This is a genomic window from Ensifer sp. GW101-20A05 (assembly GCF_059424735.1).
On the sequence record NZ_JBWKZT010000004.1, the window covers coordinates 115,566 to 142,188 of the forward strand.

Annotated in this window: 18 protein-coding genes, 1 tRNA gene and 1 pseudogene; 12 read left to right on the forward strand and 8 right to left on the reverse strand. The window is 60.7% G+C overall.

Going from position 1 to position 26,623, the window contains the following annotated elements:
• Both AC070A_RS12465 and AC070A_RS12470 read left to right on the forward strand, forming a co-directional pair.
• Positions 1-912 (forward strand): ABC transporter permease subunit, encoded by a 912-nt coding sequence (locus AC070A_RS12465; protein WP_057250993.1) that lies wholly within the window; start codon positions 1-3, stop codon positions 910-912.
• A 3-nt stretch (positions 913-915) separates the two neighbouring features.
• The gene (locus AC070A_RS12470; RefSeq protein ID WP_112994584.1) at positions 916-1,734 is read left to right on the forward strand and encodes an ABC transporter permease subunit; all 819 of its coding nucleotides are present in this window, start codon (positions 916-918) and stop codon (positions 1,732-1,734) included.
• 86 nt (positions 1,735-1,820) lie between these two features.
• Here the strand turns inward: AC070A_RS12470 and AC070A_RS12475 are convergent, their stop codons facing one another.
• Positions 1,821-3,644, reverse strand: coding sequence for an AsmA family protein (locus AC070A_RS12475; RefSeq protein WP_112994601.1), 1,824 nt, complete (start codon positions 3,642-3,644; stop codon positions 1,821-1,823).
• Between the two features lie 185 nt (positions 3,645-3,829).
• Here AC070A_RS12475 and AC070A_RS12480 point away from each other — a divergent pair, with 185 nt between their 5' ends.
• Positions 3,830-5,782 carry an acetoacetate--CoA ligase gene (locus tag AC070A_RS12480; protein ID WP_112994583.1) on the forward strand — a complete coding sequence of 651 codons (1,953 nt, stop codon included), beginning with the start codon at positions 3,830-3,832 and terminating at the stop codon, positions 5,780-5,782.
• Positions 5,783-6,082: 300 nt separating this feature from the next.
• Here AC070A_RS12480 and AC070A_RS12485 read toward each other — a convergent pair whose 3' ends face one another.
• Both AC070A_RS12485 and AC070A_RS12490 read right to left on the reverse strand, forming a co-directional pair.
• On the reverse strand, positions 6,083-7,657 hold the full coding sequence (locus AC070A_RS12485; RefSeq protein ID WP_255570980.1) for an ABC transporter permease: 1,575 nt from the start codon (positions 7,655-7,657) through the stop codon (positions 6,083-6,085).
• Positions 7,658-7,857: 200 nt separating this feature from the next.
• Positions 7,858-11,514: a PAS domain S-box protein gene (locus AC070A_RS12490; protein WP_113736748.1), complete on the reverse strand. Its 3,657-nt coding sequence runs from the start codon at positions 11,512-11,514 to the stop codon at positions 7,858-7,860.
• Between the two features lie 229 nt (positions 11,515-11,743).
• Between AC070A_RS12490 and AC070A_RS12495 the strand changes: the two genes are divergently transcribed.
• Both AC070A_RS12495 and AC070A_RS12500 read left to right on the forward strand, forming a co-directional pair.
• Positions 11,744-12,193, forward strand: a complete 450-nt coding sequence (locus tag AC070A_RS12495) for a phasin (protein WP_113736749.1) — start codon at positions 11,744-11,746, stop codon at positions 12,191-12,193.
• 192 nt (positions 12,194-12,385) lie between these two features.
• A tRNA-His gene (locus tag AC070A_RS12500) sits at positions 12,386-12,462 on the forward strand.
• Between the two features lie 65 nt (positions 12,463-12,527).
• Here AC070A_RS12500 and AC070A_RS12505 read toward each other — a convergent pair.
• Positions 12,528-12,728, reverse strand: coding sequence for a hypothetical protein (locus AC070A_RS12505; protein WP_143032880.1), 201 nt, complete (start codon positions 12,726-12,728; stop codon positions 12,528-12,530).
• A gap of 336 nt (positions 12,729-13,064) precedes the next feature.
• On the opposite strand from AC070A_RS12505, the gene AC070A_RS12510 reads away from it, so the two are divergent.
• The gene (locus AC070A_RS12510; protein WP_057250979.1) at positions 13,065-14,828 is read left to right on the forward strand and encodes an adenylate/guanylate cyclase domain-containing protein; all 1,764 of its coding nucleotides are present in this window, start codon (positions 13,065-13,067) and stop codon (positions 14,826-14,828) included.
• Positions 14,829-15,098: 270 nt separating this feature from the next.
• A complete protein-coding gene (locus tag AC070A_RS12515) occupies positions 15,099-15,779 on the forward strand; it encodes a peroxiredoxin-like family protein (RefSeq protein WP_057250977.1) in 681 nt (226 codons plus the stop codon).
• Between the two features lie 74 nt (positions 15,780-15,853).
• On the opposite strand, the pseudogene AC070A_RS12520 reads toward AC070A_RS12515, so the two are convergent.
• From AC070A_RS12520 to AC070A_RS12530, 3 genes and pseudogenes are all read right to left on the reverse strand, one after another.
• Positions 15,854-15,969: pseudogene (locus AC070A_RS12520) on the reverse strand (LysR family transcriptional regulator); the annotation flags it as partial.
• 320 nt (positions 15,970-16,289) lie between these two features.
• Complete coding sequence (locus tag AC070A_RS12525; RefSeq protein WP_057250975.1) at positions 16,290-16,532, reverse strand: hypothetical protein; 243 nt, start codon at positions 16,530-16,532, stop codon at positions 16,290-16,292.
• A gap of 577 nt (positions 16,533-17,109) precedes the next feature.
• On the reverse strand, positions 17,110-17,418 hold the full coding sequence (locus AC070A_RS12530; protein ID WP_058320540.1) for a hypothetical protein: 309 nt from the start codon (positions 17,416-17,418) through the stop codon (positions 17,110-17,112).
• A 476-nt stretch (positions 17,419-17,894) separates the two neighbouring features.
• On the opposite strand from AC070A_RS12530, the gene AC070A_RS12535 reads away from it, so the two are divergent.
• Positions 17,895-18,236 (forward strand): hypothetical protein, encoded by a 342-nt coding sequence (locus AC070A_RS12535; protein WP_057251108.1) that lies wholly within the window; start codon positions 17,895-17,897, stop codon positions 18,234-18,236.
• A 659-nt stretch (positions 18,237-18,895) separates the two neighbouring features.
• Positions 18,896-21,286, forward strand: coding sequence for an arylsulfatase (locus tag AC070A_RS12540; RefSeq protein WP_057250971.1), 2,391 nt, complete (start codon positions 18,896-18,898; stop codon positions 21,284-21,286).
• A 285-nt stretch (positions 21,287-21,571) separates the two neighbouring features.
• Here the strand turns inward: AC070A_RS12540 and AC070A_RS12545 are convergent, their stop codons facing one another.
• Positions 21,572-22,453, reverse strand: coding sequence for a LysR family transcriptional regulator (locus tag AC070A_RS12545; RefSeq protein WP_057250969.1), 882 nt, complete (start codon positions 22,451-22,453; stop codon positions 21,572-21,574).
• A 127-nt stretch (positions 22,454-22,580) separates the two neighbouring features.
• On the opposite strand from AC070A_RS12545, the gene AC070A_RS12550 reads away from it, so the two are divergent.
• The 3 genes from AC070A_RS12550 (at position 22,581) to AC070A_RS12560 (ending at position 26,551) form a co-directional block, all read left to right on the forward strand.
• Entirely contained in the window at positions 22,581-24,077 is a 1,497-nt protein-coding gene (locus AC070A_RS12550) for a CoA-acylating methylmalonate-semialdehyde dehydrogenase (RefSeq protein ID WP_057250967.1), read from the forward strand.
• A gap of 322 nt (positions 24,078-24,399) precedes the next feature.
• Positions 24,400-25,506 carry a YjgN family protein gene (locus tag AC070A_RS12555; protein ID WP_082615835.1) on the forward strand — a complete coding sequence of 369 codons (1,107 nt, stop codon included), beginning with the start codon at positions 24,400-24,402 and terminating at the stop codon, positions 25,504-25,506.
• Positions 25,496-26,551, forward strand: a complete 1,056-nt coding sequence (locus AC070A_RS12560) for a M48 family metallopeptidase (RefSeq protein WP_162727984.1) — start codon at positions 25,496-25,498, stop codon at positions 26,549-26,551. Before AC070A_RS12555 ends, AC070A_RS12560 begins: the two co-directional genes overlap by 11 nt.
• Positions 26,552-26,623: the final 72 nt, after the last annotated feature.

A 26,623-nucleotide genomic window follows, 5' to 3' on the forward strand; every position in this document is an offset into this window, starting at 1 on the left:
ATGACACGCGTCGCATCCGCTCTCTTCAGCCGCCTCGTCATCATCATCCCCTATGCCTGGCTGCTGTTTTTCTTCCTCATCCCCTTCTTCATCGTCTTCCGCATCTCGCTGTCGCAGACGGCAGTGGCGATGCCGCCCTATACGCCGGTCTTCGATCTCTTTGGCGGCCTGTCCGGAATCCTTGAAAAGGCGCGGGAGTTCTCGTTCGACAACTATGTCTGGCTGACGGAAGACGTCCTCTACTTCAACGCCTATGTATCGAGCGTCATCATCGCGGCGGTTTCGACTGTCCTGACGCTGCTGATCGCCTATCCGGTCGCCTACGGCATGGCGAAGGCACCGAAGACCATTCGGCCGACGCTCTTGATGCTGGTGATCCTGCCGTTCTGGACGAGCTTCCTGATCCGCGTCTACGCCTGGATCGCGATCCTGAAGCCCGAGGGCCTGCTCAATCAGTTCCTGATGAGTATCAACGTCATCGACCAGCCGTTGATCATCCTCAACACCAACTGGGCGATCTATATCGGCATCGTCTATTCCTATCTGCCCTTCATGGTGCTGCCGATCTATTCGTCGCTCGAGAAGATGGACCACACCCTGACCGAAGCGGCACTCGACCTCGGCTGCACGCCGTTTACGGCCTTCTGGCGCGTGACCTTCCCGCTCTCGCTCGCGGGCGTCGTCGCCGGCTGCCTGCTCGTCTTCATCCCGGCGGTCGGCGAGTTCGTTATCCCCGACCTGCTCGGCGGCTCGGAAACGCTGATGATCGGCAAGACCCTCTGGAACGAGTTCAACGCCAACCGCGACTGGCCGGTATCCTCGGCAGTGGCGACGATTCTGCTTCTGATCCTAGTGCTGCCGATCGTCTATTTCCAGAACGCGCAGGCCAAAGCCGACAGCGAGGGGAAGTAGGAGATGGGCACCTGGTCTCGCTTCAACATCGCCTCGATCGTGCTCGGCTTCGGGTTCCTCTACCTGCCGATCGTGCTTCTGGTGATCTTCTCGTTCAACGAGTCGAAGCTTGTCACGGTCTGGGCGGGCTTTTCGACCAAATGGTACACGCAGCTCTGGCACAATCAGGCGCTGCTCGATGCCGCCTGGGTGACGATCCGCGTCGCACTGATCTCGGCGACCTGCGCGACCGTGCTCGGCGCGCTCGCCGCATTGGCGCTCGTCCGCTTCACGCGCTTCCGTGGTCGCATGCTGTTTTCCGGCATGGTCTACGCGCCGCTCGTGATGCCCGAGGTGATCACCGGCCTGTCGCTGCTGTTGCTCTTCGTCGCGATCGGCCTTGACCGCGGCTTCTGGACGATCACGCTGGCGCACATCACTTTCACCATGTGCTTCGTCGCCGTGGTCGTGCAGTCGCGGCTCTTAAGCTTCGACCAGTCGATCGAAGAGGCAGCGCTCGATCTCGGCGCCACCCCGGTCCGCACCTTCTTTGCGATCACGCTGCCGGTTATCGCGCCGGCAGTGTTTTCCGGCTGGGTGCTGGCCTTCACGCTTTCGCTGGATGATCTGGTGATTTCGAGCTTCACGACGGGACCGGGCGCCACGACGCTGCCGATGAAGATCTACAGCCAGGTGCGGCTCGGCGTGACGCCGGAAATCAATGCGATCTGCACGATCCTCATCGGCATTGTCGCAATCGGGGTCGTCGTTGCCTCCATCGTCACCAAGCAGCGCGAGGCACAGCGCGAGCGCGACGAGCGGGCCGCCTTTGCGCAATCCTGAGCGGGAGCTGCTCCGCGCTTGGGCGTGAAGCGGCTTGTCCGTTGTGAACGGCAACCAGCGGCCGGCGTCCGTGACGCCGGCCGTTTTCAGTTGGGTTCGCCGAGGACCGACAGGGGCGAGATCACCGCATTCGGCCAGGACCCGCCGACGAAGAAGCGCAGCCTTTGTCCGGCATTGAGCGTGTCGATGAACGTGCCGGCGAGTGCCAGGCTGCCGGTGCGATAGGGAATGACGCCATTGACCGAGAGGCTGCCGGTTTTGCCGGTGAAAAGCGCCTGGTTCAGCCGCGCCGACCCCTGGCCGAAACTGGCTTCGATGTCGGCCGTCTGGAAAGCGAAGCTGCCATCGCTCGCCTGAGCCAGCGAGAAGAACTCTCCCGCCCTGACCAGGTCCGCGAAGGCGTTTGCGTCGAAACTGGAGAGGGTGCCGTTGGCGAGCGAGAGCCTGATGCGGCCCGAAGCCTCGGCCGCCTGCTCAGTCCAGAACGGATGCTCGGTCACCAGGTCGAAGTTGACGTTGCCGCGGCCGGACGGGATCGGGCCGGTAAACCCGAAGTCCGCGAGCGCTGCGGCGAGGTCGGCATTTTTCAGGACAAGTTCGAGTTTGCCGCCCTTTGCCAACCCCGCTTCCGAGACGGCGATCCGGCCACTGAGCCGGCCATTGGCATAGGTGCTGTCGGCGATGTCGATGGAAGCGCGCCCATGGTCGATGATGATGCCGGCCGCCACATCCACAAGCCGCAGCGGGCCGACCAATGCCTCCTGCGCCGACAGGCGGACATCGGCACGCCAGGTCCGCGCGAAAGCGTCACCGAGCTGCTTGGCGATGTCGTCAGGCTCCACCGGCAATTGATCGATGAGGGGTTGCAAACCGTTGAGGCCGATGCGGTCGAAGGCGAGCGTGCCCTCAATACGGGGCGTATCGTTGGCTGGCGTGGAGACGTCGAGAACACCGGTCGCGTTGGCGCCGCCCAGAGCAAACTGCAGATCGTCGAGCTTCAGGGAGCTATCACCTGTCGTGACATTGGCGCTGAGGTTGAAACTGCTGTCGGGCAGGGCACGCTCGGCTTTGCCCTCGAACCAGGCCGCCAGCGTTTGCAGGGATGCGGTCGAAAGCTGGAGCCGGCCCGAACTGATCGGTGTTTGTGAGAGACTGCCGACGCCTTCGAAAGAGAGGTTCAATGGCGTTGAGGTCAGCGATGTCCTGAGCGTCGTGTCGCGGCCGGCAAGAAGCGCCAGCGGTTCGTTGCAGTCGAGCGTCCAGGTTACCAGCTGTCCACCAATGCTGCCCGAGAACTGGGCGCCCAGAGGCTCGGAGAAGGACGGCCACTTGACCGTTCCGGAGATGCCGGAAAATTCACGGGTCTGATTGGTAATGAGATCGATGACCTGCAGGCGTCCGTTTTCGACCGTGACGTCACCGAAGGGCGTATCGTCGCCGGAGGTCGATCGCTCCGGCACAGTCAACCAGTGTGGACGTTGCCAGTTGAGCGTGCCATCCGTCCGCCTTTCCAGCGTGACGACCGGCTCGATCAAGCGGATGTCCTCGAGGTCCGGGTCGCCATCGATGGCTGAAAGCAGGCTGAAGGACGCGGTTATGCTGCCGATATGCACGAGCTTGCGCGATGTGCCATCTGCCGTCTCGATCGTCGCGGAGCGCAGCGTGAGGGTCGGTTCCGGCCAGAAGCTGATCTCGGGATTGCCTGTTATCCGGCTTTTCCCACCTGACCAGGCGTCGAGCATGTGCTCCACCGTCGGGCGCACGTCGGCGGTCGAAATCAGCAGAGGCAGTGCGGCATTGTAGGCGACAGCAAGCCCCACTCCGATCGCTGCGGCCCACAGGAAGTGGTGACGGCTGAGCCGCGACCGCAGGCGTGCGTCGCGCATCTTATGCAGGAAATTCCGTGTCATGTCTGCCCGGTCGCCATCGCTTGGATCTCGCATGTTGGATAGGCCTTCGGTCTTCAGAAATCAAATGCGACGGACAGGAAACAGACAGGTAAATGTCGCCGGCGCGATGCCGAGACGACTGCAGGTACTGTTTATTTTGCGATGCAGCATGGTATAGAGAGCATGGAGTAGGAGTGGAGGAAAGCATGCAAGCAGAGCAGCCATTGTGGGTTCCGAGTCCAGAGATCCGTGCGCATAGCCCAATGGCTGAATTCATCGCCTGGTGCAGCGAACGCTTCGGCAGAACCTTTGCGGATTATGACGCGTTCCATGCATGGTCGGTGGCCGAGCGTGGTGACTTCTGGACCGCAGTCTGGGAGCATTGCAACGTCGTCGGGGAGCGTGGCGCGACTGCCCTCGTCAATGGCGACCGGATGCTCGATGCCGGTTTCTTCCCCGAAGCGAAACTGAACTTCGCGGAGAACCTGCTTCGCGAAACCGGCGATGGCGATGCGCTTGTCTTCCGCGGTGAGGACAAGGTCGACTACCGCCTGTCGTGGAATGATCTGCGTGCTTTGGTGTCGCGACTACAGCAGGCGCTGAAAGCGCAGGGCATCGGCCCGGGCGATCGCGTCGCGGCGATGATGCCGAACATGCCGGAAACCATCGCGCTGATGTTGGCGACCGCCTCGATCGGGGCGATCTGGTCGTCCTGCTCTCCCGATTTCGGCGAGCAGGGCGTTCTCGATCGGTTCGGCCAGATCGCGCCGAAGCTGTTCATCGCCTGCGACGGCTACTGGTATAACGGCAAGCGCCAGGACGTCGACGCGAAGGTGCGCGCGGTCTCCGCGAGCCTTGCAGTGCCGGCGCTGATCATACCCTATGCCGGCGACAGCGCAGCGCTTGCGGCCTCGATCGCGGGCGGCAAGACTCTCGGAGATTTCATCGCGCCGTTCGAGGCGAAGACGCTGACGTTCGAACGGCTTCCGTTCAGCCATCCGCTCTATGTGCTGTTTTCGTCGGGCACGACGGGTGTTCCGAAGTGCATCGTTCATTCGGCCGGCGGCACCTTGCTGCAGCACCTGAAGGAGCACCGATTCCATTGCGGCCTGCGCCGCGGCGAAAACCTCTTCTACTTCACCACCTGCGGCTGGATGATGTGGAACTGGCTGGTCTCGGGCCTGGCGGTCGGCGCCACGCTTTGCCTCTTCGACGGCTCGCCCTTCTATCCCGACGGCAACGTGCTCTTCGACTATGCCGCCGCCGAGAAGTTCGCCGTGTTCGGCACCTCGGCCAAGTACATCGATGCGGTCCGCAAGGGCGGCTTCGTGCCGGCCAAGACCCATGATCTCTCCACCCTAAGGCTGCTCACCTCCACCGGTTCGCCCTTGTCGCCGGAAGGCTTCTCCTTCGTCTACGAAGGCATCAAGTCGGACGTCCAGCTCGCCTCGATCTCCGGCGGCACCGATATCGTCTCCTGTTTCGTGCTCGGCAATCCCTTGAAGCCGGTCTGGCGCGGCGAGATTCAGGGGCCCGGCCTCGGATTGGCGGTCGACGTTTGGAACGACGAGGGGCAATCCGTGCGCGGTGAAAAGGGCGAGCTCGTCTGCACCAAGGCGTTCCCGTCGATGCCGGTGATGTTCTGGAACGACCCGGAGGGTGCCAAGTATCGCGCCGCCTATTTCGAGCGCTTCGACAATATCTGGTGCCATGGCGACTTTGCCGAATGGACCGAACATGGCGGCATCGTCATTCACGGCCGCTCCGACGCGACTTTGAACCCCGGCGGCGTGCGCATCGGCACTGCGGAGATCTACAATCAGGTCGAGCAGATGGAGGAGGTCGCAGAAGCCCTCTGCATCGGGCAGGATTGGGAAGACGACGTACGCGTCGTTCTCTTCGTTCGCCTCGCATCTGGTATCGCGCTCACCGACGATCTGACCAAGGCGATCAAGAACCGCATCCGCATCGGCGCGTCGCCGCGCCACGTGCCGGCGAAGGTGATCGCTGTCGCCGACATCCCCCGCACCAAGTCGGGCAAGATCGTCGAGCTTGCCGTTCGTGACGTCGTGCACGGCCGTCCGGTGAAGAACAAGGAGGCGCTCGCCAACCCCGAGGCGCTCGACCTTTTTGCCGGGCTCGAGGCCCTTAAAAATTGAGGGCGCGTTAACTTGTTGGCGCTCCCCGAATTAACCACGCCTTCAGACTTGCTGAAAAATCACTAAAATTGCGGAGCCGCCTGGTAAGGTCTTGTTAAGAATTGGGGGCGCATGGTCATGTCAACTTGAGGCCGGTCGATGTAAGTCGGCGCTCGGCAGCGATGCCGCCGCAGACATGATGTCATCCCTTCTCGAGCACTTGTTGGTTTAGCATTCGATTATCGAGGTGGCCTCCCAGCCACCTTTTTTTTATGCCGTTGCTGCCGTCAGAAACTCGCAGGGCGGGCTTCCCGATACCTATCAGGATCGGCCTTCGAGAGACCGCGACACGGCAATGACCGGGATCATGCCGGCGATGACGATGATCATGGCGGCGACCGAAGCATCCTCCACCTTCGCCCGCGAGGCGTCCTCGTAGACGAGGGTGGCGAGCGTGTTGAAGTTGAAGGGCCGCAGCATGATCGTGGCGGAAAGCTCCTTCATCGTTTCGATGAAGACGAGCAGGGCTGCAGTCAGAACGGCTGGGCGCATCATCGGCAGCAACACGGTGCGCAGGGTCTGTCCGCCCGTGCGCCCGAGCGCGCGCGCGGCCATGTCGAGATGCGGAGAGAGCTTCTGGAAGCCGGCTTCGAGCGTGCCTTCCGCCATGGTGAGGAAACGCACGCTGCAGGCATAGATGATCGCAAAGCCGGTGCCGGTCATCATCAGGCCGGTGGAGATGCCGAAGGTTTCCCGCATGCCGGCGTCGACCGCATTGTCGAGAGCAGCCAGCGGAAAGAGCACGCCGATCGCCAGCACCGTGCCGGGCACACCGTAGCCGAAGGAGGCGAGCCGGCCGGCCGTGTCGGAGACGCGGGAGTGCCCGGTGCGCGCCGCATAGGCCAGCACGAAGCCGAGCAGCACCGTGGCCATCGCCGTCGCGCCCGAAACCAGGATGCTGTGGAAGAGAGCATTCAGAAGGCGAGGCTCCACGAACTGGTCGATCCGCTTCAGGGCGAAATTGCCGAGGATGAAAAACGGCACGGCGAAACCCGAGAGGACGGGCAGCAGGCAGGCGAACATTGCCGCCCATTTCTTCCAGCCGGTCAACGACAGCCGGACGGCGTCGTGGACGGCTGAGGTCGTCTTCTGGCTGGAAAAACGCTGGCGACGGCGTGCGGCCCGTTCAATCATCATCAGGCCGATGACGAAGACCAGCATGATGCAGGCGATCTGGGCGGCGCCCGCAAGACTACCGCGGTTCAGCCAGGTATCGAAGATCGAGAAGGTCAGCGTCTGCACGCCGAGGAATTCGACGGCACCGATATCGTTCAAGGTCTCCATCGCCACCAGCGTCAGACCGATCATGATCGCCGGGCGAGCCATCGGGATCTGGATGCGGAAGAACACTTTCAGCGGACCAGCGCCGAGCGTGCGCGCGACGTCCGCAGCCGCCCGTCCCTGCATCAGGAACATCGAGCGGCAGGCGAGGTAGATGTAAGGATAGAGCACCGAGCTCAGCACTAGCACCGCGCCGCCGAGCGAGCGGATATCCGGAAACCAATAGTCGCGGCTCGTCTTGAAGCCGAAGATCAAGCGGATCAGGCTCTGCACCGGCCCAGTGAAGGTGAAGAGCTCACCGAAGGCATAGGCCGCAAGATAGGCGGGGATGGCGAGCGGCAGCACCAGGGCGGCGGAGAGAAATCGGCGAAGCGGAAACTCGCAGCTTGCCACCAGCCAGGCGGTCAGGATGCCGATGATTGCCGTGGTGGCACCGGTCAGCGAAACGAGGAGCAGCGTTCGCCCGGTCGCGCGCGGAATGACGTTTTCCATGAGATGCGGCCAGTTGTCGCCCCCGCCCGAAACGGCGAGCCATGCGATCGCGATGATCGGCATCAGCACGATCACCGACGTCAGGCCGGCCCAGGTCGCCAGGAGAGGATGGGAAAGACCGGTTCCTGCACGTGCAAGACGCCGCTTTGTTCTCTGAGTGATGGACTGCAATCGATCGATTCCGAAGCGTGACGGCAGGAATAGCTAACCGGCGGCCAGCAAACTGGCCACCGTGAGTCAACATTTCCTTATAACATCCGGTCTCAGTTCGCCAAGACGCGTTGTGACGGGAAGGAGATTTCCACCAGCGTGCCTTCGTTCGGCGCGGAGGTGATCGAGAAGTGCGCCCGATTCGCTTCGGCCATGGCCTTCGTCAGCGGCAGGCCGAGCCCGGTGCCGTCGCCGCGCTTGCGTGCGCCGGTCGTCACCTGTCGGAATGGCTTCATCGCCTGGTCCAGCTCGTTGCGCGTCATGCCGACGCCGGTGTCGCGGATCCGCAGGATGACGCTGCCGTTCGCCTCGTAGGAGGTCGACACGACGATCTGACCGCCTGAGGGCGTGAAGCGGATGGCATTGGCCAGGATATTGAGCGCGATCTGCTTGATCGAACGGCCATCGGCGACGACGTTCGGCACGGCTGCCGAAAGCGAGGTGCGGATGATGACACGCTGGCTGTTGGCCTGCGGCTGGACGAGAGACACGGCCTCGGAAACCGCCTCGTTGATCTCGACGGCGCCGAAGTCGAGTTCCATCTCTCCGGCTTCGATCTTCGAGATATCCAGGAGATCATTGACGATATCGAGCACATGGCGGCCGGAGCGGCCGATATCGCCGGCATATTCGATATAGCGCGGGTGGCCGACCGGGCCGAAATGCTCACTCGCCATCATGTCGGAGAAGCCGATGATCGCGTTGAGCGGCGTGCGGATCTCGTGGCTGACGCGGGCTAGGAACTCGGTCTTGTGGGCGTTTGCCGTTTCTGCCGCGCGCTTGGCGTTCCGGAGCTCTTCTTCCGTCCGCTTCCACTGGGTGATGTCGCGGATCACGGCGCAGAAGCCGTTCGATGCCGAAAGCCTTCCGATGGTCATGAACAGAGGGATGAAGCCGCCATTGGCCTCCCGCCCGATCACCTCGCGGCCGTCGTTCAGCACGCTTGCGACGCCGTGGCCGGAAAGACCGTGCAGGTAGTCGATCACGGCCTTCTGGCTTTCATGGGCAAAGAGCGCCGCGAAGGGTTTGCCGCGGATCTCGCCCTCGTCATAGTTGAAGAGCGCGCTCGCCGAACGGTTCACCGAGCGGATATCGCCGTCATGGCCGAGAACGACCACGCCATCGGTGGCCGTTTCCAGAATGGATTTAAGCTCGTCGATTTCCGTCTTCAGGCGGTCGACCTGTTCGCTGCCTGCCACCGCCTCGTCACTCTTGGCCGGCTGGGCGCTCGGCGCGCTTGCCGGCGTCAGTGCCAGCATCAGCGCGCTGTTGCCGCCCCAGCGGATCGAGTGCAGGCGCGCGATGACCGGCCGCAATTGGCCGTCCTTGCGGATCAGCGTCATCGTGCCGTCGGGTTCGCCGTCGATCGCCTCTTCGCCGTTGGCAAACAGCGCGTCTATGCCGCCTTCCTGTGCGAACGCGCCGAGATCGCTATAGGCCGTGAGCCGCAGGAACTCCGGATTGGCATGCAGCAATTGCTCGCCGCGATGGACGAGCATGCCGATCGGCAGGCTGTCGAGGATCTCGCCGCTAAGACCGATGTCGGCCGTTTGCTGCTGGACGTCGGTCTCGCTGGCGGCGTCGCGTGTCTCTGCGTCAAGCTCGGTTTCGCTTCCGCTTGCCGCGACAGGTGCTGCGTCCTCAATTTCCGGCTCGTCCGACGGGGGCTGCAGCGAAGCGGTGTCGTCGTTCTCACCCGCAAGGAGGGGCCCGTCTGTTGCCGCGCTGACTGTTTTGCCGCTTTCCGACGCGGCGTCTTCCTCTTCAGGCGGCTTGCCGAAATTCTCGCCCAGTTGCCGGGCGATCTCGCGAAAGGCCGCCTGTTCGCCGCGTGTCAGCCCGTTCGCCGCGCGGTGCTGCTCAAGCTCGACGACCTTGTCGGAGGTTCGCCGGCCTGGTGTCTCGACGACGCGCAGCACCGGGCGCTCGCCCTGGAAGGGATTCGAGGGGGGCGTGGGCTCTTCGACAAGGCTTTCCTCTTCAGGTGGAAGTTCCGTTGCTTCCGGCACGACCGAGAAAAGCGGCAGGTCTTCGGGTTCGGCAGCGCTGCCTTCGCCCGTGATAGTCTCTGTCGCAGGTTCAGGTGCGGGCGACGGTTGTTCTTCGGCCTGCGGTCCGGCCGCAACCCGGCCTTCGGCCTCAGCCTCGCCGGCTGGACTTTCGCTCTCGGCCCGTTCTGGCAGGGGCTCGTCTGTCTCCGCCTCGGTGAGGCCGAGCGCCAGGCCGTTGGCGTTCTCGTCCTCGACGGCATCGGCCAGGCGCACGATGCCGAAACCGCGGAAGCCGTCGAATTCGCGCGAGCGGGAATAGGTGGGTAAAGCCGCAAGATCGACCGGAACCTTGAGGCTCGTGCCTTGAATGGGCCAGAAAATCGTCTTGCCGGACCAGGTGTCGCGTCGCTGCAGCAGCGTGCCGATCTTGTGGTCGCGGTCGAGGTCGTAGCGTACCGCGACTTCGGTGAAGCTTGCGCCAATCACGTCGGCCGCGCGCGGGCCGACCGCGGTTGCGAATTCCTCGGAGATTTCGCTGAAGCGGCCCTCGGCATCGATTTTCCAGACGAAACGCACCGCACGACCGCCGGGCGTGAAGACGAACTCCGCCGGCTCCCCGGCAGCCTTGTCCACTTCGGTGATTTCGGCCGTTTCGTCTTCGGCTGCCTCGACGACAGCCGCTTCGGCAGCGATTTCAGTGGTCTCGACGCTCAGGTCCTCTGCGTCGGGTTCGTCCGCGGACGGTGCAATTGTCGTCTCGTCGGCGGTACTGGACGGCTCCGGCTCGATGACAGCGTCCGCCAGGACGCCCACTTCATCCGTGACCTCGACACCGTTGTCGATCTGCTGTTCGACGTCCGATGCGTCGGGTTCGTCAGCCGTTTCCAACGGCTCGAGCGGCGCCAGGCTTGCGGCCGGTTCGTCGCCCATTTCGTCGGTTGCCAATTCGGCGTCGGTCGCAATCTCGCTTTCGTCCGGACCCTGATCCTGGACGGGCGGCAACACCGGCGCTTGCTCGGCTGCAGGAGAGTGTTCCTCGGGGTCGAGAGTGCCGAGAATGGTCTCGACGGCAAAGAGCAGGTGCAGCGACGGATCGTCGGCGATCTTGCCGACGGCTGCCGGCAGATGGCCCTTGCGGGTGGCGACCGGCCGTTTGATCAGCCAGTCGTGGTCGCGCGAGACCGCGACGACGAGTTGCTTGCGCGTCTCGTCCGACATGCCGAGGTCGGGAAAACCCGAGGAATGCGCGACAACGGCGCCCTCGCTGTCGAGCACGGCCATGTGGGTGTCGGGGCCGTCCAGGCCGGCGATCATGCGTGCGGCCCGATCTTCGATCGAAAGCGGTGCGCCTGCATGCGGCGCGGTGAAGAGCACGGCATCCTCGTCCGGCCGAACGCGGATCATTTCGACGGCGACATTGAGCGGCGTGCCGCGAAAGCCTGAGTACTTGCGGATCGAAAGCTGGCGGCGATCGCCGACGCGCACGAGTTGCGCGGCTGCGGCGCGCAACTGGCGCAGCGAAAGATCGTTCTGTTCCGGTCCTGCATCGATGAAGTCATAGATCGATCCGGCACCGAAGAACGCGGCGCCCTGATCGTTTGCCCAGAGGATGCGTGCGAAGTCCCGCGAAAACAGGATCGCCGCATCGCCACGGGCGAAATGCTCTCGCACCCGCGCATGCACGGCGATGTCGATGAAAGGATACTGTCTCGCGGGCATGAACGGGCCTATTGACGGATCGCTTACGGGTTAACACTCTATTAATACCCGGCGGATCCGCGGGGGTCCAGCGAGGCCCGAAGCTTCGTCCCGGCTTTCACCGCGAAAGGTTAATGCCCGGGTTTTTGTGCGCTGCACAATTTTATTGCAATGCACAAGGAGATCGACTATATAGTGCGCATCAAGCAACGGCGCCTCAGAAGAGGGCCTGACACCAAGGAGCGCTTTCATGGCTACCAAGAAGACCGACGACGTATTTTCCCTTTCCTCGTTCGACCCGGCGAAGATCACCGACAGCTTCCGCGATTTCGCGGAAAAGGGTGCCGCCCAGTCGAAGGAAGCCTATGCCAAGATGAAGACCGCCGCCGAAGAGGCGACGAAGACCGTCGAAGCCACGCTTGAAAGCGCTCAGACCGGCACCGTCGAAATCGGCCTCAAGGCGATCGACGCGCTGCGCACCAATGCGGAAAACTCGCTCTCGCACATGGAAGCGCTGCTCGGCGTGAAGTCGCTCTCCGAGTTTGTCGAACTGCAGACGAGCTTTGTCCGCAAGCAGGCCGAGCTTGCCGTCGAGCAGGCCAAGTCGATGCAGGAAGCGACCAAGAAGGTTGCCGAGAACGTCGCAAAGCCGGGCAAGGAAGCTGCCGAAAAGGCAATGTCCTCCTTCAGGAAGGTCTAAGCCGACCGACTGTGCTGCCTGGCGGGGAGCGACAGACCTTGTCGCCACCGGATCTGCCGGGCGCGCCGAAATCCAAAAAGACCGGATGGGTTGCCATCCGGTCTTTTTGCAGGATAATCTCAAGTTAAGGCTTGCAAAGCGACGGAAGTCTCCGTATGTGAGCCGCCAAGCGACACACATGTCGCGAGCAGTGCGGTTGTAGCTCAGTTGGTTAGAGCGCAGGTTTGTGGCACCTGAGGTCGTAGGTTCGATTCCCACCAACCGTACCATTTCCTTCTTATCTCATTGATATTGAAGCGCTTGCGTAGCAGCCATCGCCGCAAACATCGCGCGCTCAGAACAGCTTGGCCATCGCTCTCAGCGCCACCACGTCATCGACGCCATTCTGGTAAAGCTCGAACAGCCGGACTGCCAGCTCCTTAGCCTCCGATGAGCGGCGCGGAAGATTTCTCTCTCGTATCGCATCCCTGAAGACGTCTTCGATCTTGATGAATTCACCCGGCAGGATTGGCCGGCCCGTAACAGCGACAAGCATCGTTCCATCCTCCTTCCTCAATTCCGTATGCGAACCGCTTCTGGGGCGGGCCGCCTGTTCATCGCGGTCGCCCTGAGCCATCGCACAGGGTTTTTCCGATGGAGCAGAAACGCAGGAAGACAACTCTCTGTTCCTGCCGCTGCGCTACCCAGATCGGGCTAATCGGCTGCATGGCTGCCGCCCGAGGTGGATGAGAGACGGTCCAGTTGGGCCAACTGCCTATGGCGGGTCTCAGGCGTGAACAGGCAAGCCGCAGACCGACCGCAGACTGAATAGACATTGGGGCCATCCGCCGGTAAAATTTTGAGAAAGGATTCTCGGAAGGCGCCGCAATCCATGGCCAACGAATCCATCAAGCGCAGACTCGCCGCCATCCTGGCTGCTGACGTCGTCGGCTACAGCCGGCTGATGGAGCGTGACGAGACGAGCACCTACACGCGGCTCATGGCGCGGTGGAAAGAGGTGCTGGAGCCGCTCGTCGCCACCCACCAGGGCCGGGTCTTCAAGACGACAGGGGACGGCGTGCTCGTCGAATTCTCCAGCGCCGTCAATGCCGTCGAATGCGCCGCAGCACTTCAGCGGGAAATGATGGCCGCAAACAGGGATGTCCCGGCGGATCAGGCGATCGTGCTTCGCGTCGGCGTCAATATGGGCGATATCATGGTCGCCGACAGCGATCTCTATGGTGATGGCGTGAATGTCGCGGCCCGGATCGAGGCGCTCGCCAGACCCGGCGGCGTCGCCATCTCGGATGGTGTTCATGAATATATGCACGGCCGCATCGACCTCCACTTCACCGACAGCGGTCACCACGAGGTCAAGAACATCGAACGCCCGGTGCACATCTGGAGCTGGTCGCCGGACGAGTACGCGGGCGCTTCTGTCGAGGTCGTCGCCGAAACTCCGCCGCAGCTACCGGCTCGGCCCTCGATCGCCGTGCTGCCGTTCGACAACATGTCCGGCGATCCGGAGCAGGGTTATTTCGCCGACGGCATCACCGAGGACATCATCACCGATCTCTCGAAGGTTTCCGGCCTCTTCGTCATCGCCCGCAATTCCTCCTTTGCCTACAAGGGCAAGTCGCCGGATATCCGCAAGGTGAGCCAGGAACTTGGTGTGCGCTATGTTCTTGAAGGCAGCGTGCGCCGCGCCGCCAACCGCATCCGCATCAACGCCCAGATGATCGACGGCACGACGGGCGGTCATCTCTGGGCCGAGCGCTACGACCGCGGCATCGAAGACATTTTCGAGGTTCAGGACGAAGTGACCCGCACCATCGTCACGGCGCTCAAGGTGAAGCTGACGGCCGGCGAGGAAGAGCGACGCGAAAGCCGCGGTAAGGTCGATCCGGAATCCTATGATCTGCTCGTCCGGTCCCGTCAGGCCATTCTGCGGTTCGATGCCGTGTCGTCAGCGGAGGCGCGCAGCATGCTCGAGCGCGCTATCGCCATCGATCCGGGTTTGGCAGCCGCCTACGCGTCCCTCTCGATCATCGCCTTGACCGATTTCATCAACCGATGGAACGGCGGGACGGTGGACAATCTGGAGCGTGCCTTGGAACTGGCGCAGAAGGCTGTTGATACCGACGACAACGAGCCGCATGGCTATCACGCGCTTTCAATCGCGCTCTGCTGGATGCGGCGTTTCGATGAGGCCGAAAGCGCCGCCCAACGGATGATCAAGCTCGATCCCAATTCCGCCGGTGGCCATACCGCCCTCGGCACGATCCGGGATTTTCAGAGCCAGTTCGAAGACGCGCTGCCGTTCTATACGCGGGCGCATCGGCTCGATCCGCAGTTCGACCTGTCGCTGCATTTCCTTGGGCGGACCTTGCTGAACCTCGGCCGTTTCGACGAGGCCGAGATCGCCTTCATGCGCCGGCTGGCGCTGGCGCCGCGATCCGACATGACGCGCTTCTATCTCGCCTGCCTCTACGGTCGCACCGGGCGTCACGAGGAGGCTCGGCGCTATTGGCACGAGGTGTTCGAGGTCAACCCGAATTTCTCCATCGACCACCTCAAACGGGCCTTGCCCTATCGGGACCCTGCCGTGCTCGGCCGCCTGGTGGATGGACTACGGGAAGCCGGCATTTCCCTTTAGATGCGACACCGGACAGCATGCGTTCTGAGACGCTCTGATCCATCGCTTCTGGACCATCGCTCATTAACGAGGGGAGGGGCGCGTGTCAGGAAGTCCATGCGGCCTTGCCGGGGTAGCGTCCCGTGGCACGATTCACCGTTTACTGCTTGCTCGCGAGCCAATGTGGGACCATTCTCAGGTTGATCCTGGCTATACGCTAAGACGAGAGGTCAGGCCGTGCGATGCTGTGCGGCCTCTTCTTTATTGGTCCTTCGGACGAGGAGGTTGACCATGTCTCCACAATATCAGGACCATCCGTTACGACTGGGCGACCAGGCTCCGAACTTTGTGCTGGATGCGATCTCACGCGAGGGCAAGATCGCCCTTGATGATTTTCGCGGCCGTCGCCCATTGTTGGTCGGGTTGTATCGGGGCCTGCTATGTCCCTTCTGCCGTCGCCATGTTGCGGCAATGGCACAGTTAAACCCGGCCCTGCGCGAAAAAGGCGTGGACTCTCTGGCGGTGGTGAACACCCCGGTCGAACGCGCGCGGCTCTATTTCCGCTATCATCCGATACCCGGCCTTCTTGCTGCATCCGACCCGGAGCGGGCGTCACACCGCGCCTTCGGCTTACCCCTCCTCGAGTTCACGGAGGAAGAAACCGACTGGCCACACAAGGTCGGAATGGACCTGGTCAAGACGATGCGGGTCGATCGGCCGGGGGAATTGCCTGAACCGATGGACCCGGCGGCCGCCGGTGACCTTCTGAGCGAAAAGGATGGGTACGAAATCACAGACGCCGATCAGCAGGTGAGGACACCCGGTCATATGCAGCTTGTCGGCCATTTTCTGCTCGATCGAGAAGGTGTGGTGCGCTGGAGCTTTACAGAAGTTGAGGACCAGGGTCAAAATATGTGCCAGGCGCTCAATCCCAAGGAACTGATGGCGGCCGCTTCACAAGTCGCACATTGATAGCGAAAATTCGCTCGACGAGGCCGCCGGGTTGCCGACGCGCGATTGTGGCGGATTTCTCCGATTCAGGCGTGTCAGACGAAGATCTGATGTTCCGCCGTCACCAGTTCCTGCAGGAAAGCCACGACTGTGCGCACGCGCACGAGCTCGCGGGCGCTTTCGTGATAGGAGGTCAGTAGGCGCGGCGGATGGGCGTCAGCCAAGCGGCGCGATGAGCGGTGGACTCGTTCGTGACGAGCTTTCACCAGAAAATTCCATAGAATGTGATGTAGATTATGACCCCAAGGGAAATCGCAAGCGATGACCGGATCATGAAGTCAACGAATCTGAATTGATATCCGAAGCTTCCAATGTACGATCTCATGGTTTTCTTCCTTTCTTATTTTGTTTGTGATCGACTATAGCCGTGCTCTGGCCATGTTCGGCAGTTTGTACTTCTCCTCCGAGGGGCGGGCCCAAGGTGTTATTTGATTAATTGGAAACAAGCGCCTTCCCGCGAAATAGGCGACATTATTCCGAGCTGCCGGGCTTACGTTTCTGTTTGCAATAGAATGCCCGTGCGGCTGTCAGCAGCGCCTCTTCGTCCAGTGGGTAGAGGCGGAACTCGGTCATGAGAAATTGCGCCAGCCGCTGAATTTGTTGGCCCTGCCGCGATATTCCGCACTCAGCACAAGCCGCGTCAAATACGCGCCGGAGCACGCCAATTTCGGTCTCACTCAATGCCGGGACGATATCATCGGAGTACCCGTGCATAGAGCCTCTCTTTCAATTGTTGAACATCTGCGGGTGCCCCGGGGCGCGTCGCGTTTAAACGGCCTCGTGCAACGCGCTTCGACAGTTTGATTTCACGCGTGTCGCTATCGCCAAACCGCTGCGCACTTTTTGCGCGACATGCTTTAGGGCGTGTTGAGAGTACGCAGAGCCCGCGCCGCATTCTTTTGGCTGAGCCCCGTCATCGTCCATGAACCGATCTTTGCCGGCACGCCCGTGAACACATGGTAGATGGTGTACGACCTGTCGCATTCGACGCGGCGTCCGTATTGATAGAGCCTCATGGATCTGTTGGGCGCCCCGCCTTCCGATTCCCATACACTAATGGCGAGTGCGTGTTCGTCGTCGCTATTTTTCATATCGCGTCCCTAACCTCGGTTTCGGTGTGTGTTCCAATGTTCAAAGCCGTCTGTCTCTCTGGATGGCTTCCTGAAGAAAATCGTCTGAACAGCACCGATGCATCCTTACTTGTGTGATGAGGGCGATAGGTTTCGGTCGCATAGGCCGACATCTTCGTTCGACTTTTGGGGCTAACTGACGAGCCAAGCGGCAAACGCCGTTACCCATCGAATTGCTGTCTCTCCGATTTGGGCGAGAGGGAGATTGCGTGCCTGTCGCGGTCCACTGCGATGAGGCCTTCAAGCTCCTCAGGATCGATGGCAACAAGTCGCATTTGGTATTTGTTCTCGACCGTCGCCGGCAGCTTGATGAGGGTCGCCACGCGGCGATAAGCCAGCCAGGAGATGCCTTCAATCAACTCCTCGTCCTCATCAACTTCGTAGTCGCCCGGGGCCACCATCTCGCAGAGGCCTGGCATCCAGAACGGTTCATCGAAATGGACGGTTCGGTATTTCGTACGGGTAAACATACTGCCCCCTTTCTTATGGCGAACGCCGTTCGCAAGGTTCAGCCAAATCGGGCTGGTCTGGCGCCAATGCAGCGCGAACAACTGCCGTCAAGGATCGATGATTGGTGAGTTTGGCGGTCTGGAGCCTCTGACGAAGCAAAAAGCCAAGCTGGCCTAAGAACGACGTTTAATCTGTATCCGATGATTGAGGCTTTACCAAGATATTTTGGGAGTATTAGACGGACTCATGAAAAAATTATGGAGAATTCGACGTCAGTTGATATATATAAATCCAGAGAAAGATCAAGAATTATGTATTTCTATAAATATTAGTATCAATAATTAAATATCGAATATTTCACATTAACATCGATTCTTGATTGTTTACATTGACGTTTTTAAAGCGCAAACTGGAAAATCTGGATTGCCATTGGCTCATGGTCCGAGCGCGGGCCTGTAACGATCCCGATAATCACCTGATTAGAGGGAGCAAAGTCATGACACTCGATCGAATTTTTGAATGGACAAGACCCTACGCCATTGGTTTAGGCATTGGGCTTTTCGCGGCGCCGATTGTCGGTTTCAATGCTGGATGGCTTACGACCACGACTGCCAGCACGCGGGCGGCGGAAACCGCTCAGGTGGATGCATTTGCGGGCATCTGTTCAAGCGCAGCAGGACGAATGGCTACTGCCAGAAGCACGGACCTCGCTGCAATCAAAGGCTTCGACAATCGTGCGAAACGCGATGAATTCGTAGCCGCAATCATGACCGATATCCAAGTTCCGGCAGGTCTCGTAGGCAAGGTCGGTACGAATTGCAGTCGCTCATTGTCCTGAGTTGCTGTGGACGCCGTGCACTGGCATCGCAACCAAAATGAAAATTAGGAGGTCGCCGTGAGGAACTTTACTCTCACTCGATTCTATACGTACGATTTCACCCGACTGTTCGTCGCGCTTGGGTTTACGCTCGCGATAGCCGTGATTGTCTATTCCGCGCTGTTTGGAAGCATCTTTTAGTCGTGTGGATGGCACATGGGCCTTGGTTCCGTATGGAGCCCTGACTGGCAATTCTGGTCGTCTCGTCGCTCATGTGCTACGTACGGTTTGCCTGTCGCCGCGAGGACGCCATCCTCGAGCTAAGCTGGTGCGCGCCGAGGTCTCGGCGAGCGCTAGCTGTCAGCGCAGGTGCGTGCGGTCGGCGAGCAGCGTGCGAATGATCGCGTCAGCATCGCCTTGGAGTGTTCTCATCGGCGGGCGGAGGGGGTGAGATTTTGCATAGTAGTTTGCACCGCAGATGATGCCGATGCAGCTGATAAGCGTTTGAAATCTAAAGAACCTATCGCAGTGTCGTCCCCACGCAACGTTATGCGTTTCCCTCAGATTGTCCCACGCTGACACCCAGTCCGCAGGGCATGCGAACCGGCTTCGTAACTGTTACAACCTTGCCTAATTTTAGCATTCTGTAATTCTCTTTTTTTCACCGGAGGAGAAGCGACATGCTAAGACTAGGTACGCTCTTTCTTGCCACCTTGAGTTTGACGGCAGCTTCGAATTTCAATGCCAATGCGCAGGAAACCACGGGTGAATTGGGTTCGCCCAGCGCAACAACGACGATCGACGGTCGATATCTACCGAACCCGCCGGCGGCGTTCGGTGGAGAAATCGGCCTCGACGCGAAAGCCTCAAAACCCTATTGGCCACCGCAGATCGTCCCCCGAAAGGGCGCCCCGAACATCCTTCTGATCATGACCGATGACGCTGGATACGGCGTTGCGGGCACTTTCGGAGGCGTGATCCCCACGCCGGCACTCGACCGTGTCGCAAACGCGGGGTTGCGCTTTACGCAGTTCCATTCCACCGCGCTCTGCTCGCCGTCGCGCGCCGCGCTTATCACCGGCCGCAATCACCATTCAGCGGGTTTCGGCGTCATCTCCGAGCAGGCAACCGGCTATCCCGGCTATGACTCGATCATCGGCATAGAGAACGCTACGATCGGCGAGATCCTGAAGCAGAACGGCTACGCCACGTCCTGGTTCGGAAAGAACCACAACACGCCCGCTTTTCAGTACAGCGCCGCTGGTCCGTTCGATCAATGGCCGACGGGTATGGGCTTCGACTACTTCTATGGGTTCATGGGTGGCGACACCAATCAATGGGAGCCGTACCTGTTCCAGAACACCACCCAGATTTTCCCCTGGACCGGTAAGCCCGACTACAACCTCATAACGGACACGGCCGACAACGCCATTGATCATATAAAGCAGCTAAATGCGGCAGCACCCGACAAGCCGTTCCTCGTTTACTACGTGCCCGGTGCCACTCATGCCCCCCACCATCCAACCAAGGAATGGATCGACAAGTTCAAGGGCAAGTTTGACATGGGGTGGAACGAGTTGCGCGAGCAGATTTTCGCCAATCAGAAAAAGCTCGGCGTCATTCCCGCCAACACGCAGCTAACCGAATGGCCAGAGAGCCTCCCGAAATGGGATTCTCTCGACGAAGAGAGCAAGAAGCTGTTCGCGCACCAGGCTGAGGTGTTTGCTGCCTACGTGGCCTACTCGGACCATGAGATCGGGCGGGTTATCCAGGCCGTCGATGATCTGGGTAAGCTCGACAACACCCTCGTCATCTACATTGAAGGTGACAACGGCACGAGCGCCGAAGGAAGCGTGCTCGGAACCCCGAACGAACTGATCACGATCGAAGGCATGCAGATGCCGGTCGCAGAGCAGATGGCGTTCTATGATAAATGGGGCTCCAACCAAACCTATCCGCATATGTCGGTTGCCTGGTCATGGGCGTTTGACACGCCGTTCAAATGGACGAAGCAGGTTGCTTCGCACTTCGGCGGCACGCGTCAGGGCATGGCGATGTCCTGGCCCGCACGGATCAAGGAAGCCGGTGGAGTTCGCACTCAGTTCCACCACATGATCGATATCGTTCCTACGATCCTCGAAGCAACAGGCATAACCGCCCCGGTTATGGTCGATGGCGTTGCGCAGAAACCGATCGAAGGCGTGAGCATGGCCTATACATGGGACAATGCCCAAGCCTCATCTGCCCGCAAAACGCAATACTTTGAAATGTTCGGCAATCGCGGCATCTACAGCGATGGCTGGTATGCCTGCACGACACCACCAGCAGCGCCGTGGTTGATGGGCACGACGGCGATGCCGGACGTCGTCGATGGCTATAAATGGGAACTGTACAACCTCACTGAGGACTATTCCCAGAACAACGACCTTGCTGCAAAAATGCCGGAAAAATTGCACCAGATGCAGGAACTGTTTCTGATGGAAGCGGCGAAGTACGACGTCTTCCCATTGGACAACTCGATCCTGGAACGCCTTGAGACGCCACGGCCGAGCACCACCGCCGGACGGAAGGAGTTTAGCTACGCCGGCGTAGTGTCAGGTCTTCCGACAAGCAATGCACCCAGCGTCATCAACAAATCCTACACGATCACCGCAGAGGTAACCGTTCCTGAAAACGGCGGCGAGGGTATGCTCGTCACCACAGGGGGGCGCTTCGGTGGATACGGGTTCTATCTCCTCAAGGGCAAACCCGTATTTCTGTACAACTTCGTCAATATGGAGCGCTTCCGTTGGGAGGGGCAGGACACCCTTTCATCCGGCAAGCACACGCTGGTGTTCGATTTCAAATCTGACGGACCCGGCATGGGCAAGGGCGGCACTGGCGTCCTGAAGGTGGACGGCAAGGAGGTCGCGAACGCGAAAATACCACACACGATCCCGGCGCTCATGCCTTGGGATGAGACTTTCGATGTGGGCGTCGATACTCGCACAGGTGTAGATGAAACTGATTATCAGGTCCCGTTCGCCTTTAACGGTGAAATCGCAAAGCTTACCGTCAATCTGCAGCCGTAAACCTTAATTTGCGGGCTTTGGGGATTTGCGTCCCAGAGCCCGCAGTTTCAGACTTCAGAGTTTACGATGCGATGTGACGCATGGTGGGCCCGCAGGAATTCTGAAAAGCAAGCAAACTCAGGCACTTCGAAAAATGTGGGACAAAAAAACGGCTTCTGGCAACCGTACCATTCTCCTTATTTCTTCTCTTTCTCGTTTGAAGCGCCTCGGTGCGCCGCTCCCGTTGATCGTGCTCGTGCGCCCCGCGGACGCGCCGTCTCTCGTGCATCCTGGCCCGGTCCGGTCTCAGACGAAGATCTGATGTTCCGCTGTCACCAGTTCCTGCAGGAAGGCCACCACCGTGCGCACGCGCACGAGGTCCCGGGCGCTTTCGTGATAGGTGGTCCAATAGGCGCGGCGGATCGTCGTTTCCGGCAGGATGCGTTTGAGCTCCGGCGTGTGGCGGGCGATATAGTTGTGCAGGATGCCGATGCCGGCGCTGGAGCGCACCGCTTCCGTCTGGCCGGTGGCGCTGGAGATCTCGAACGAGGCGTCCCAGCTTCGCATGATCTCGGCGGAGAAATTCAGAGATGGCGTGAAGATCAGGTCCTCGACATAGCCGATGCGGCGATGTTCCCTCAGATCGTCGATCGTCTGCGGCGTCCCGTGTTTTTCCAGGTAGTCCGATGAGGCGTAAAGACCGAGCGTGTAATCCGTAAGCTTCGAGGAGACGAGGCGGCCCTGTTCCGGTCGCTCGATGGTGATTGCGATATCGGCCTCGCGCTGCGACAGCGAAAAGGAACGCGGCACCGGCACCAGTTGCAGCTTCAGCTCCGGATAGCGGGCCGTCAGGCGCCCGAGGCGCGGCGCCAGGAACGAGACGCCGAAGCCGTCGGGCGCGCCGATGCGCACCGTGCCGGCGATTGCCGTGTCGATCCGGCCGATCTGCGATTGCGCCGCCAGCATCTCCGTCTCCATCCGCTCGGCTGCCGTCAGGAAGATTTCCCCTTCGGCGGTCAGCTCGCAGCCATTCGGCCGGCGCACGAGAAGCCGGGTCTTCAAGGTTTCCTCAAGCGCCGTCACCCGGCGGCTGAGCGTGGCATGGTTGACGCCCAGCCGCTTCGATGCCGCCAGGATCTGCCCGGTGCGCGCCACGGCTAGAAACATTCTCACATCGTCCCAATTCATAGGCAGATACCTCGTCTCAACACCATGGACTTTAGTTTTTGCACAACGGTTGCTGAATATCGGAAATTGCTTTGTTGAAATCGTAGTGCGATCATGCCGCCACAATCAAGGTCTGGAGGAACCAACCATGTACGAACTCGGTCATTTCATCGATGGCAAGCGCGTCGCCGGCAAGAGCGGTCGCGTTGCCAACATCTTCAACCCGGCAACCGGCGAAGTGCAGGGCACGGTGGCGCTCGCAAGCGACGCGGAGCTTGCGGCAGCGGTCGAAAGCGCCAAGGCGGCGCAGCCGAAATGGGCGGCCACCAACCCGCAGCGCCGTGCCCGCGTCTTCATGAAGTTCGTCGAGCTCCTGAACACGCATATGAACGAACTCGCCGAGATCCTCTCGCGCGAACACGGCAAGACCGTCGAAGACGCCAAGGGTGACCTCGTCCGCGGCCTCGAAGTCTGCGAATTCGTCATCGGCATTCCGCATCTGCAGAAGAGCGAATTTACCGAAGGTGCAGGCCCCGGCATCGACATGTATTCGATCCGCCAGGCCGTCGGCATCGGCGCCGGCATCACGCCGTTCAACTTCCCGGCGATGATCCCGATGTGGATGTTCGCCCCGGCGATCGCCTGCGGCAACGCCTTCATCCTGAAGCCGTCCGAGCGTGACCCGTCCGTTCCGATGCGCCTCGCAGAACTGATGATTGAAGCCGGCCTGCCGGCAGGTATCCTCAACGTCGTCAACGGCGACAAGGGCGCCGTCGACGCGATCCTCACCCATCCGGATATTGCCGCCGTTACCTTCGTCGGCTCGACCCCGATTGCCCGCTACGTCTATGGCACGGCAGCGATGAACGGCAAGCGCGCCCAGTGCTTCGGCGGCGCCAAGAACCATATGATCATCATGCCCGACGCCGATCTCGACCAGGCCGCCAATGCGCTGATGGGCGCCGGCTACGGCTCGGCCGGCGAGCGCTGCATGGCGATCTCGGTTGCCGTCCCGGTCGGTGAAGAAACCGCCAACCGCCTGATCCAGAAGCTGACCCCGATGGTCGAAAGCCTGCGCATCGGTCCCTACACCGACGAAAAGGCCGACATGGGTCCGGTCGTCACCAAGGAAGCCGAGCAGCGCATCAGAAGCCTGATCGACAGCGGTGTCGAGCAGGGTGCTGAGCTCGTGGTCGACGGCCGCGACTTCAAGCTGCAGGGCTATGAAAACGGCCACTTCATCGGCGGCTGCCTGTTCGACCATGTCACCCCGGACATGGACATCTACAAGACGGAAATCTTCGGACCGGTTCTCTCGGTCGTTCGCGCCAAGAACTACGAGGAAGCCCTCGACCTGCCGATGAAGCACGAATATGGCAACGGCGTCGCGATCTACACCCGTGACGGCGATGCGGCCCGCGACTTCGCCTCGCGCATCAACATCGGCATGGTTGGCGTCAACGTCCCGATCCCGGTTCCGCTCGCCTACCACTCCTTTGGCGGCTGGAAGTCCTCGTCCTTCGGCGACCTGAACCAGCATGGCCCGGACTCGATCAAGTTCTGGACCCGCACGAAGACCATCACCGAGCGCTGGCCCTCGGGCATCAAGGATGGTGCCGAGTTCGTCATGCCGACGATGAAGTAACGACGGGACAAAGATCCTCCCGCCTCCAGGGCCTCCTTCGGGAGGCCCTTTTTTGTTGCGCGCCGGGGACCTCCCTCGGGAGCTCCTTTCCTGTTGCATGCCATGCTGCGCTGCAACTAATTTGATATCCCCGAGGCGCTGAAAATTGATTCGCGCCTCGGTCGAATATTGCAGGCATTTCGATCGTTCTTTTGCATGGAAGGCTCATCCGGGGGGATAGCCACGGTTCGCTGGGTTCACAAATGACGTCATCCTGTCGCAACGCGGCGCCTGTCTGTTAGCGGGCCGCCGCAAGCTGATTTTCATTGAGAGAGGTTTTATCATGGTCGTGGCCGAAACGGCGTCGATGCAAGGGACGTCGACGCAGAGGGTACCGGACAATTTCCACCGCCTGTCGTTCAGCGGTAGCGGAAAAGAGTATTTTGGCATCTGGATCGTCAACGTGCTGCTGACGATCATCACGCTCGGCATCTATTCCGCCTGGGCAAAAGTCCGCCGCAACCGCTATTTCTATGGCAATACTGTGCTGCTCGGGCGCGCCTTCGAATATCATGCGAAGGGCAAGCAGATCCTGATCGGCCGGGTGATCGTGTTCGCCTACCTGATTTTCTACAACGTCATGCTGACCTTCGTGCCGATCGCCGGCATCATCCTTGCGCTGCTGCTGGTGGTCTTCGTGCCGTGGCTGGTCGTCAGGGGCCTGCGTTTCAGCGCCCGCGTCACCAGCTATCGCAATGTGCGGTTCGATTTCGTCGGCGGCGTCGGCGGTGCGTTCCTCGCCTTTATTGTCGGTCCGGTCATCTCGGTTCTGACGCTCGGAATCCTGGTGCCGCTCGCCAGCCGCTGGTCCTACCGCTACATCGGCAGCAACCTGCGTTACGGACAAAGGGCATTTACGACCGATCCTTCGGTCGGTGCGATCTACAAGTCCTGGTTCCTGTCGGCGGCCATCATCGTTGCTGGCCTGCTGATCATCGCCTTTATCGGTTTCCTCAACCTGGCCGTGATCATGACGCTGTTCGACGGTTCCTATGTGGCCACCCCGGAATTGCAGGTTTCGATGATTGCGTTGTTCGTCATCGGCTACCTCGCGTTCTTCTCGATCTTCGGGGTCGCGACGCTGTTCTATCGTGCTGGCGTTCGCAACGTCGCCTGGTCGGCAACGACCTTCGACGGCAAGCATCAGCTGACGAGCGATCTGTCGCGGGGCCGTTACGCCTGGATCACGATCACCAACGTGATCGTCACCCTCCTCACACTGGGCCTGATGCGTCCCTGGGCTGCGGTGCGCATGACGCGCTATGTCAATGAACATACGGGTGTACATTTCGAAGGTAATGTCGGCGAGATGTTCGACAAGATCGCCCAGGAAGGTTCGGCCGTTGGTTCGGAGTTCATGGATTTCGAAGGCTTCGACTTTGGCTTCTAGCGTCACAGAGATTGCTGTTGGCGAGTGGCATCCCGCCGGTTCCAGCCGGTCGGTGCCCTCGCGGCTGATCGAAGATGGCGGCGGCGTCAAAGCCTTGGGTGAGGACGGTGTCGAACTTGCAGGCGGCGTGCTTGCCGCCGTCGACATTTCCGCGCGTGTCGGCGCCATTCCGCGTCGTGTCGAGTTTCCCGACGGTTCGCTGTTCGAGACGACCGACAACGACGCCATGGATCGCTTCCTCAAACGGAAGGGAAAAACCAGTCTCGTCCACGAGTGGGAGCGTTTCCACCCGCGCCTGATCGCGGTCGTTTTGGCGACCGTGCTCTGCGGCGTGGCCATCTATCGTTATGCCGTGCCGGCGCTCGTCGAAGTCGCCGTGCTGGTGACGCCGCCGATCGTGCCGAAGATCATGTCGGCAAGCACCTTCGAAACAATGGATCGAACGCTGCTCGACACGTCGGCGCTTTCAGCTGAGCGGCAGAACAAGATCCGTGACGGGTTCAACGCGATCGCGCGCCAGTCCGATCGCGGCGAGGGCGGATATAGGCTCAACTTCCGCAAGGGTGGCACCATCGGCCCGAATGCCTTCGCGCTACCCGACGGCACGCTGATTGTCACCGATGAGCTGATCGAGCTTGCCGGCGACGATACCGAAATGATCATCGGTGTGCTGGCGCACGAGATCGGTCACGTCGAGCTCGAGCATAGCCTGCGGCAGATCTACCGTGCCGCCGGCGTCGCCGGGCTGATCATGATGATCGGCGGCGACATCGGGTCCGGTGCTGAAGACATTCTGGTACAGGGCGCCGGTCTTTTGACGTTGTCCTACTCACGCGGCGCGGAAAGTGCTGCGGACAGGCACTCGGTCGAGTTGATGCAGAAGGCCGGCAGGGATTCGACGGCGATCGCCCGCTTCTTTGATCTGCTCGAAGACAAGCTCGATGACCACGGCGACACCAGCATCCTGTCGACCCATCCCGGCACGCCCGAGCGTCGCAAGGCAATCCTCGACTATGCTGCCCAGTTGCGTGCCGGGGCCCAATGAGCCTGCGGTTCTTGCCGTCCAGCGACCTGAAACGAAAACAGCGGGCCGAGGCCCGCTGTCCGTAACGCGAGT

Excerpts from the sequence above, each read along its gene's own strand:
- AC070A_RS12510 (WP_057250979.1), top strand. The coding sequence starts at position 13,065 with ATGGCCAACGAATCCATCAAGCGCAGACTCGCCGCCATCCTGGCTGCT.
- AC070A_RS12465 (WP_057250993.1), top strand. The coding sequence starts at position 1 with ATGACACGCGTCGCATCCGCTCTCTTCAGCCGCCTCGTCATCATCATC.
- AC070A_RS12535 (WP_057251108.1), top strand. The coding sequence starts at position 17,895 with ATGACACTCGATCGAATTTTTGAATGGACAAGACCCTACGCCATTGGT.
- AC070A_RS12530 (WP_058320540.1), bottom strand. The coding sequence starts at position 17,418 with ATGTTTACCCGTACGAAATACCGAACCGTCCATTTCGATGAACCGTTC.
- AC070A_RS12505 (WP_143032880.1), bottom strand. The coding sequence starts at position 12,728 with ATGCTTGTCGCTGTTACGGGCCGGCCAATCCTGCCGGGTGAATTCATC.
- AC070A_RS12540 (WP_057250971.1), top strand. The coding sequence starts at position 18,896 with ATGCTAAGACTAGGTACGCTCTTTCTTGCCACCTTGAGTTTGACGGCA.
- AC070A_RS12470 (WP_112994584.1), top strand. The coding sequence starts at position 916 with ATGGGCACCTGGTCTCGCTTCAACATCGCCTCGATCGTGCTCGGCTTC.
- AC070A_RS12550 (WP_057250967.1), top strand. The coding sequence starts at position 22,581 with ATGTACGAACTCGGTCATTTCATCGATGGCAAGCGCGTCGCCGGCAAG.
- AC070A_RS12555 (WP_082615835.1), top strand. The coding sequence starts at position 24,400 with ATGGTCGTGGCCGAAACGGCGTCGATGCAAGGGACGTCGACGCAGAGG.
- AC070A_RS12515 (WP_057250977.1), top strand. The coding sequence starts at position 15,099 with ATGTCTCCACAATATCAGGACCATCCGTTACGACTGGGCGACCAGGCT.
- AC070A_RS12525 (WP_057250975.1), bottom strand. The coding sequence starts at position 16,532 with ATGCACGGGTACTCCGATGATATCGTCCCGGCATTGAGTGAGACCGAA.
- AC070A_RS12490 (WP_113736748.1), bottom strand. The coding sequence starts at position 11,514 with ATGCCCGCGAGACAGTATCCTTTCATCGACATCGCCGTGCATGCGCGG.
- AC070A_RS12545 (WP_057250969.1), bottom strand. The coding sequence starts at position 22,453 with ATGAATTGGGACGATGTGAGAATGTTTCTAGCCGTGGCGCGCACCGGG.
- AC070A_RS12495 (WP_113736749.1), top strand. The coding sequence starts at position 11,744 with ATGGCTACCAAGAAGACCGACGACGTATTTTCCCTTTCCTCGTTCGAC.
- AC070A_RS12485 (WP_255570980.1), bottom strand. The coding sequence starts at position 7,657 with ATGCCGATCATCGCGATCGCATGGCTCGCCGTTTCGGGCGGGGGCGAC.
- AC070A_RS12480 (WP_112994583.1), top strand. The coding sequence starts at position 3,830 with ATGCAAGCAGAGCAGCCATTGTGGGTTCCGAGTCCAGAGATCCGTGCG.
- AC070A_RS12475 (WP_112994601.1), bottom strand. The coding sequence starts at position 3,644 with ATGACACGGAATTTCCTGCATAAGATGCGCGACGCACGCCTGCGGTCG.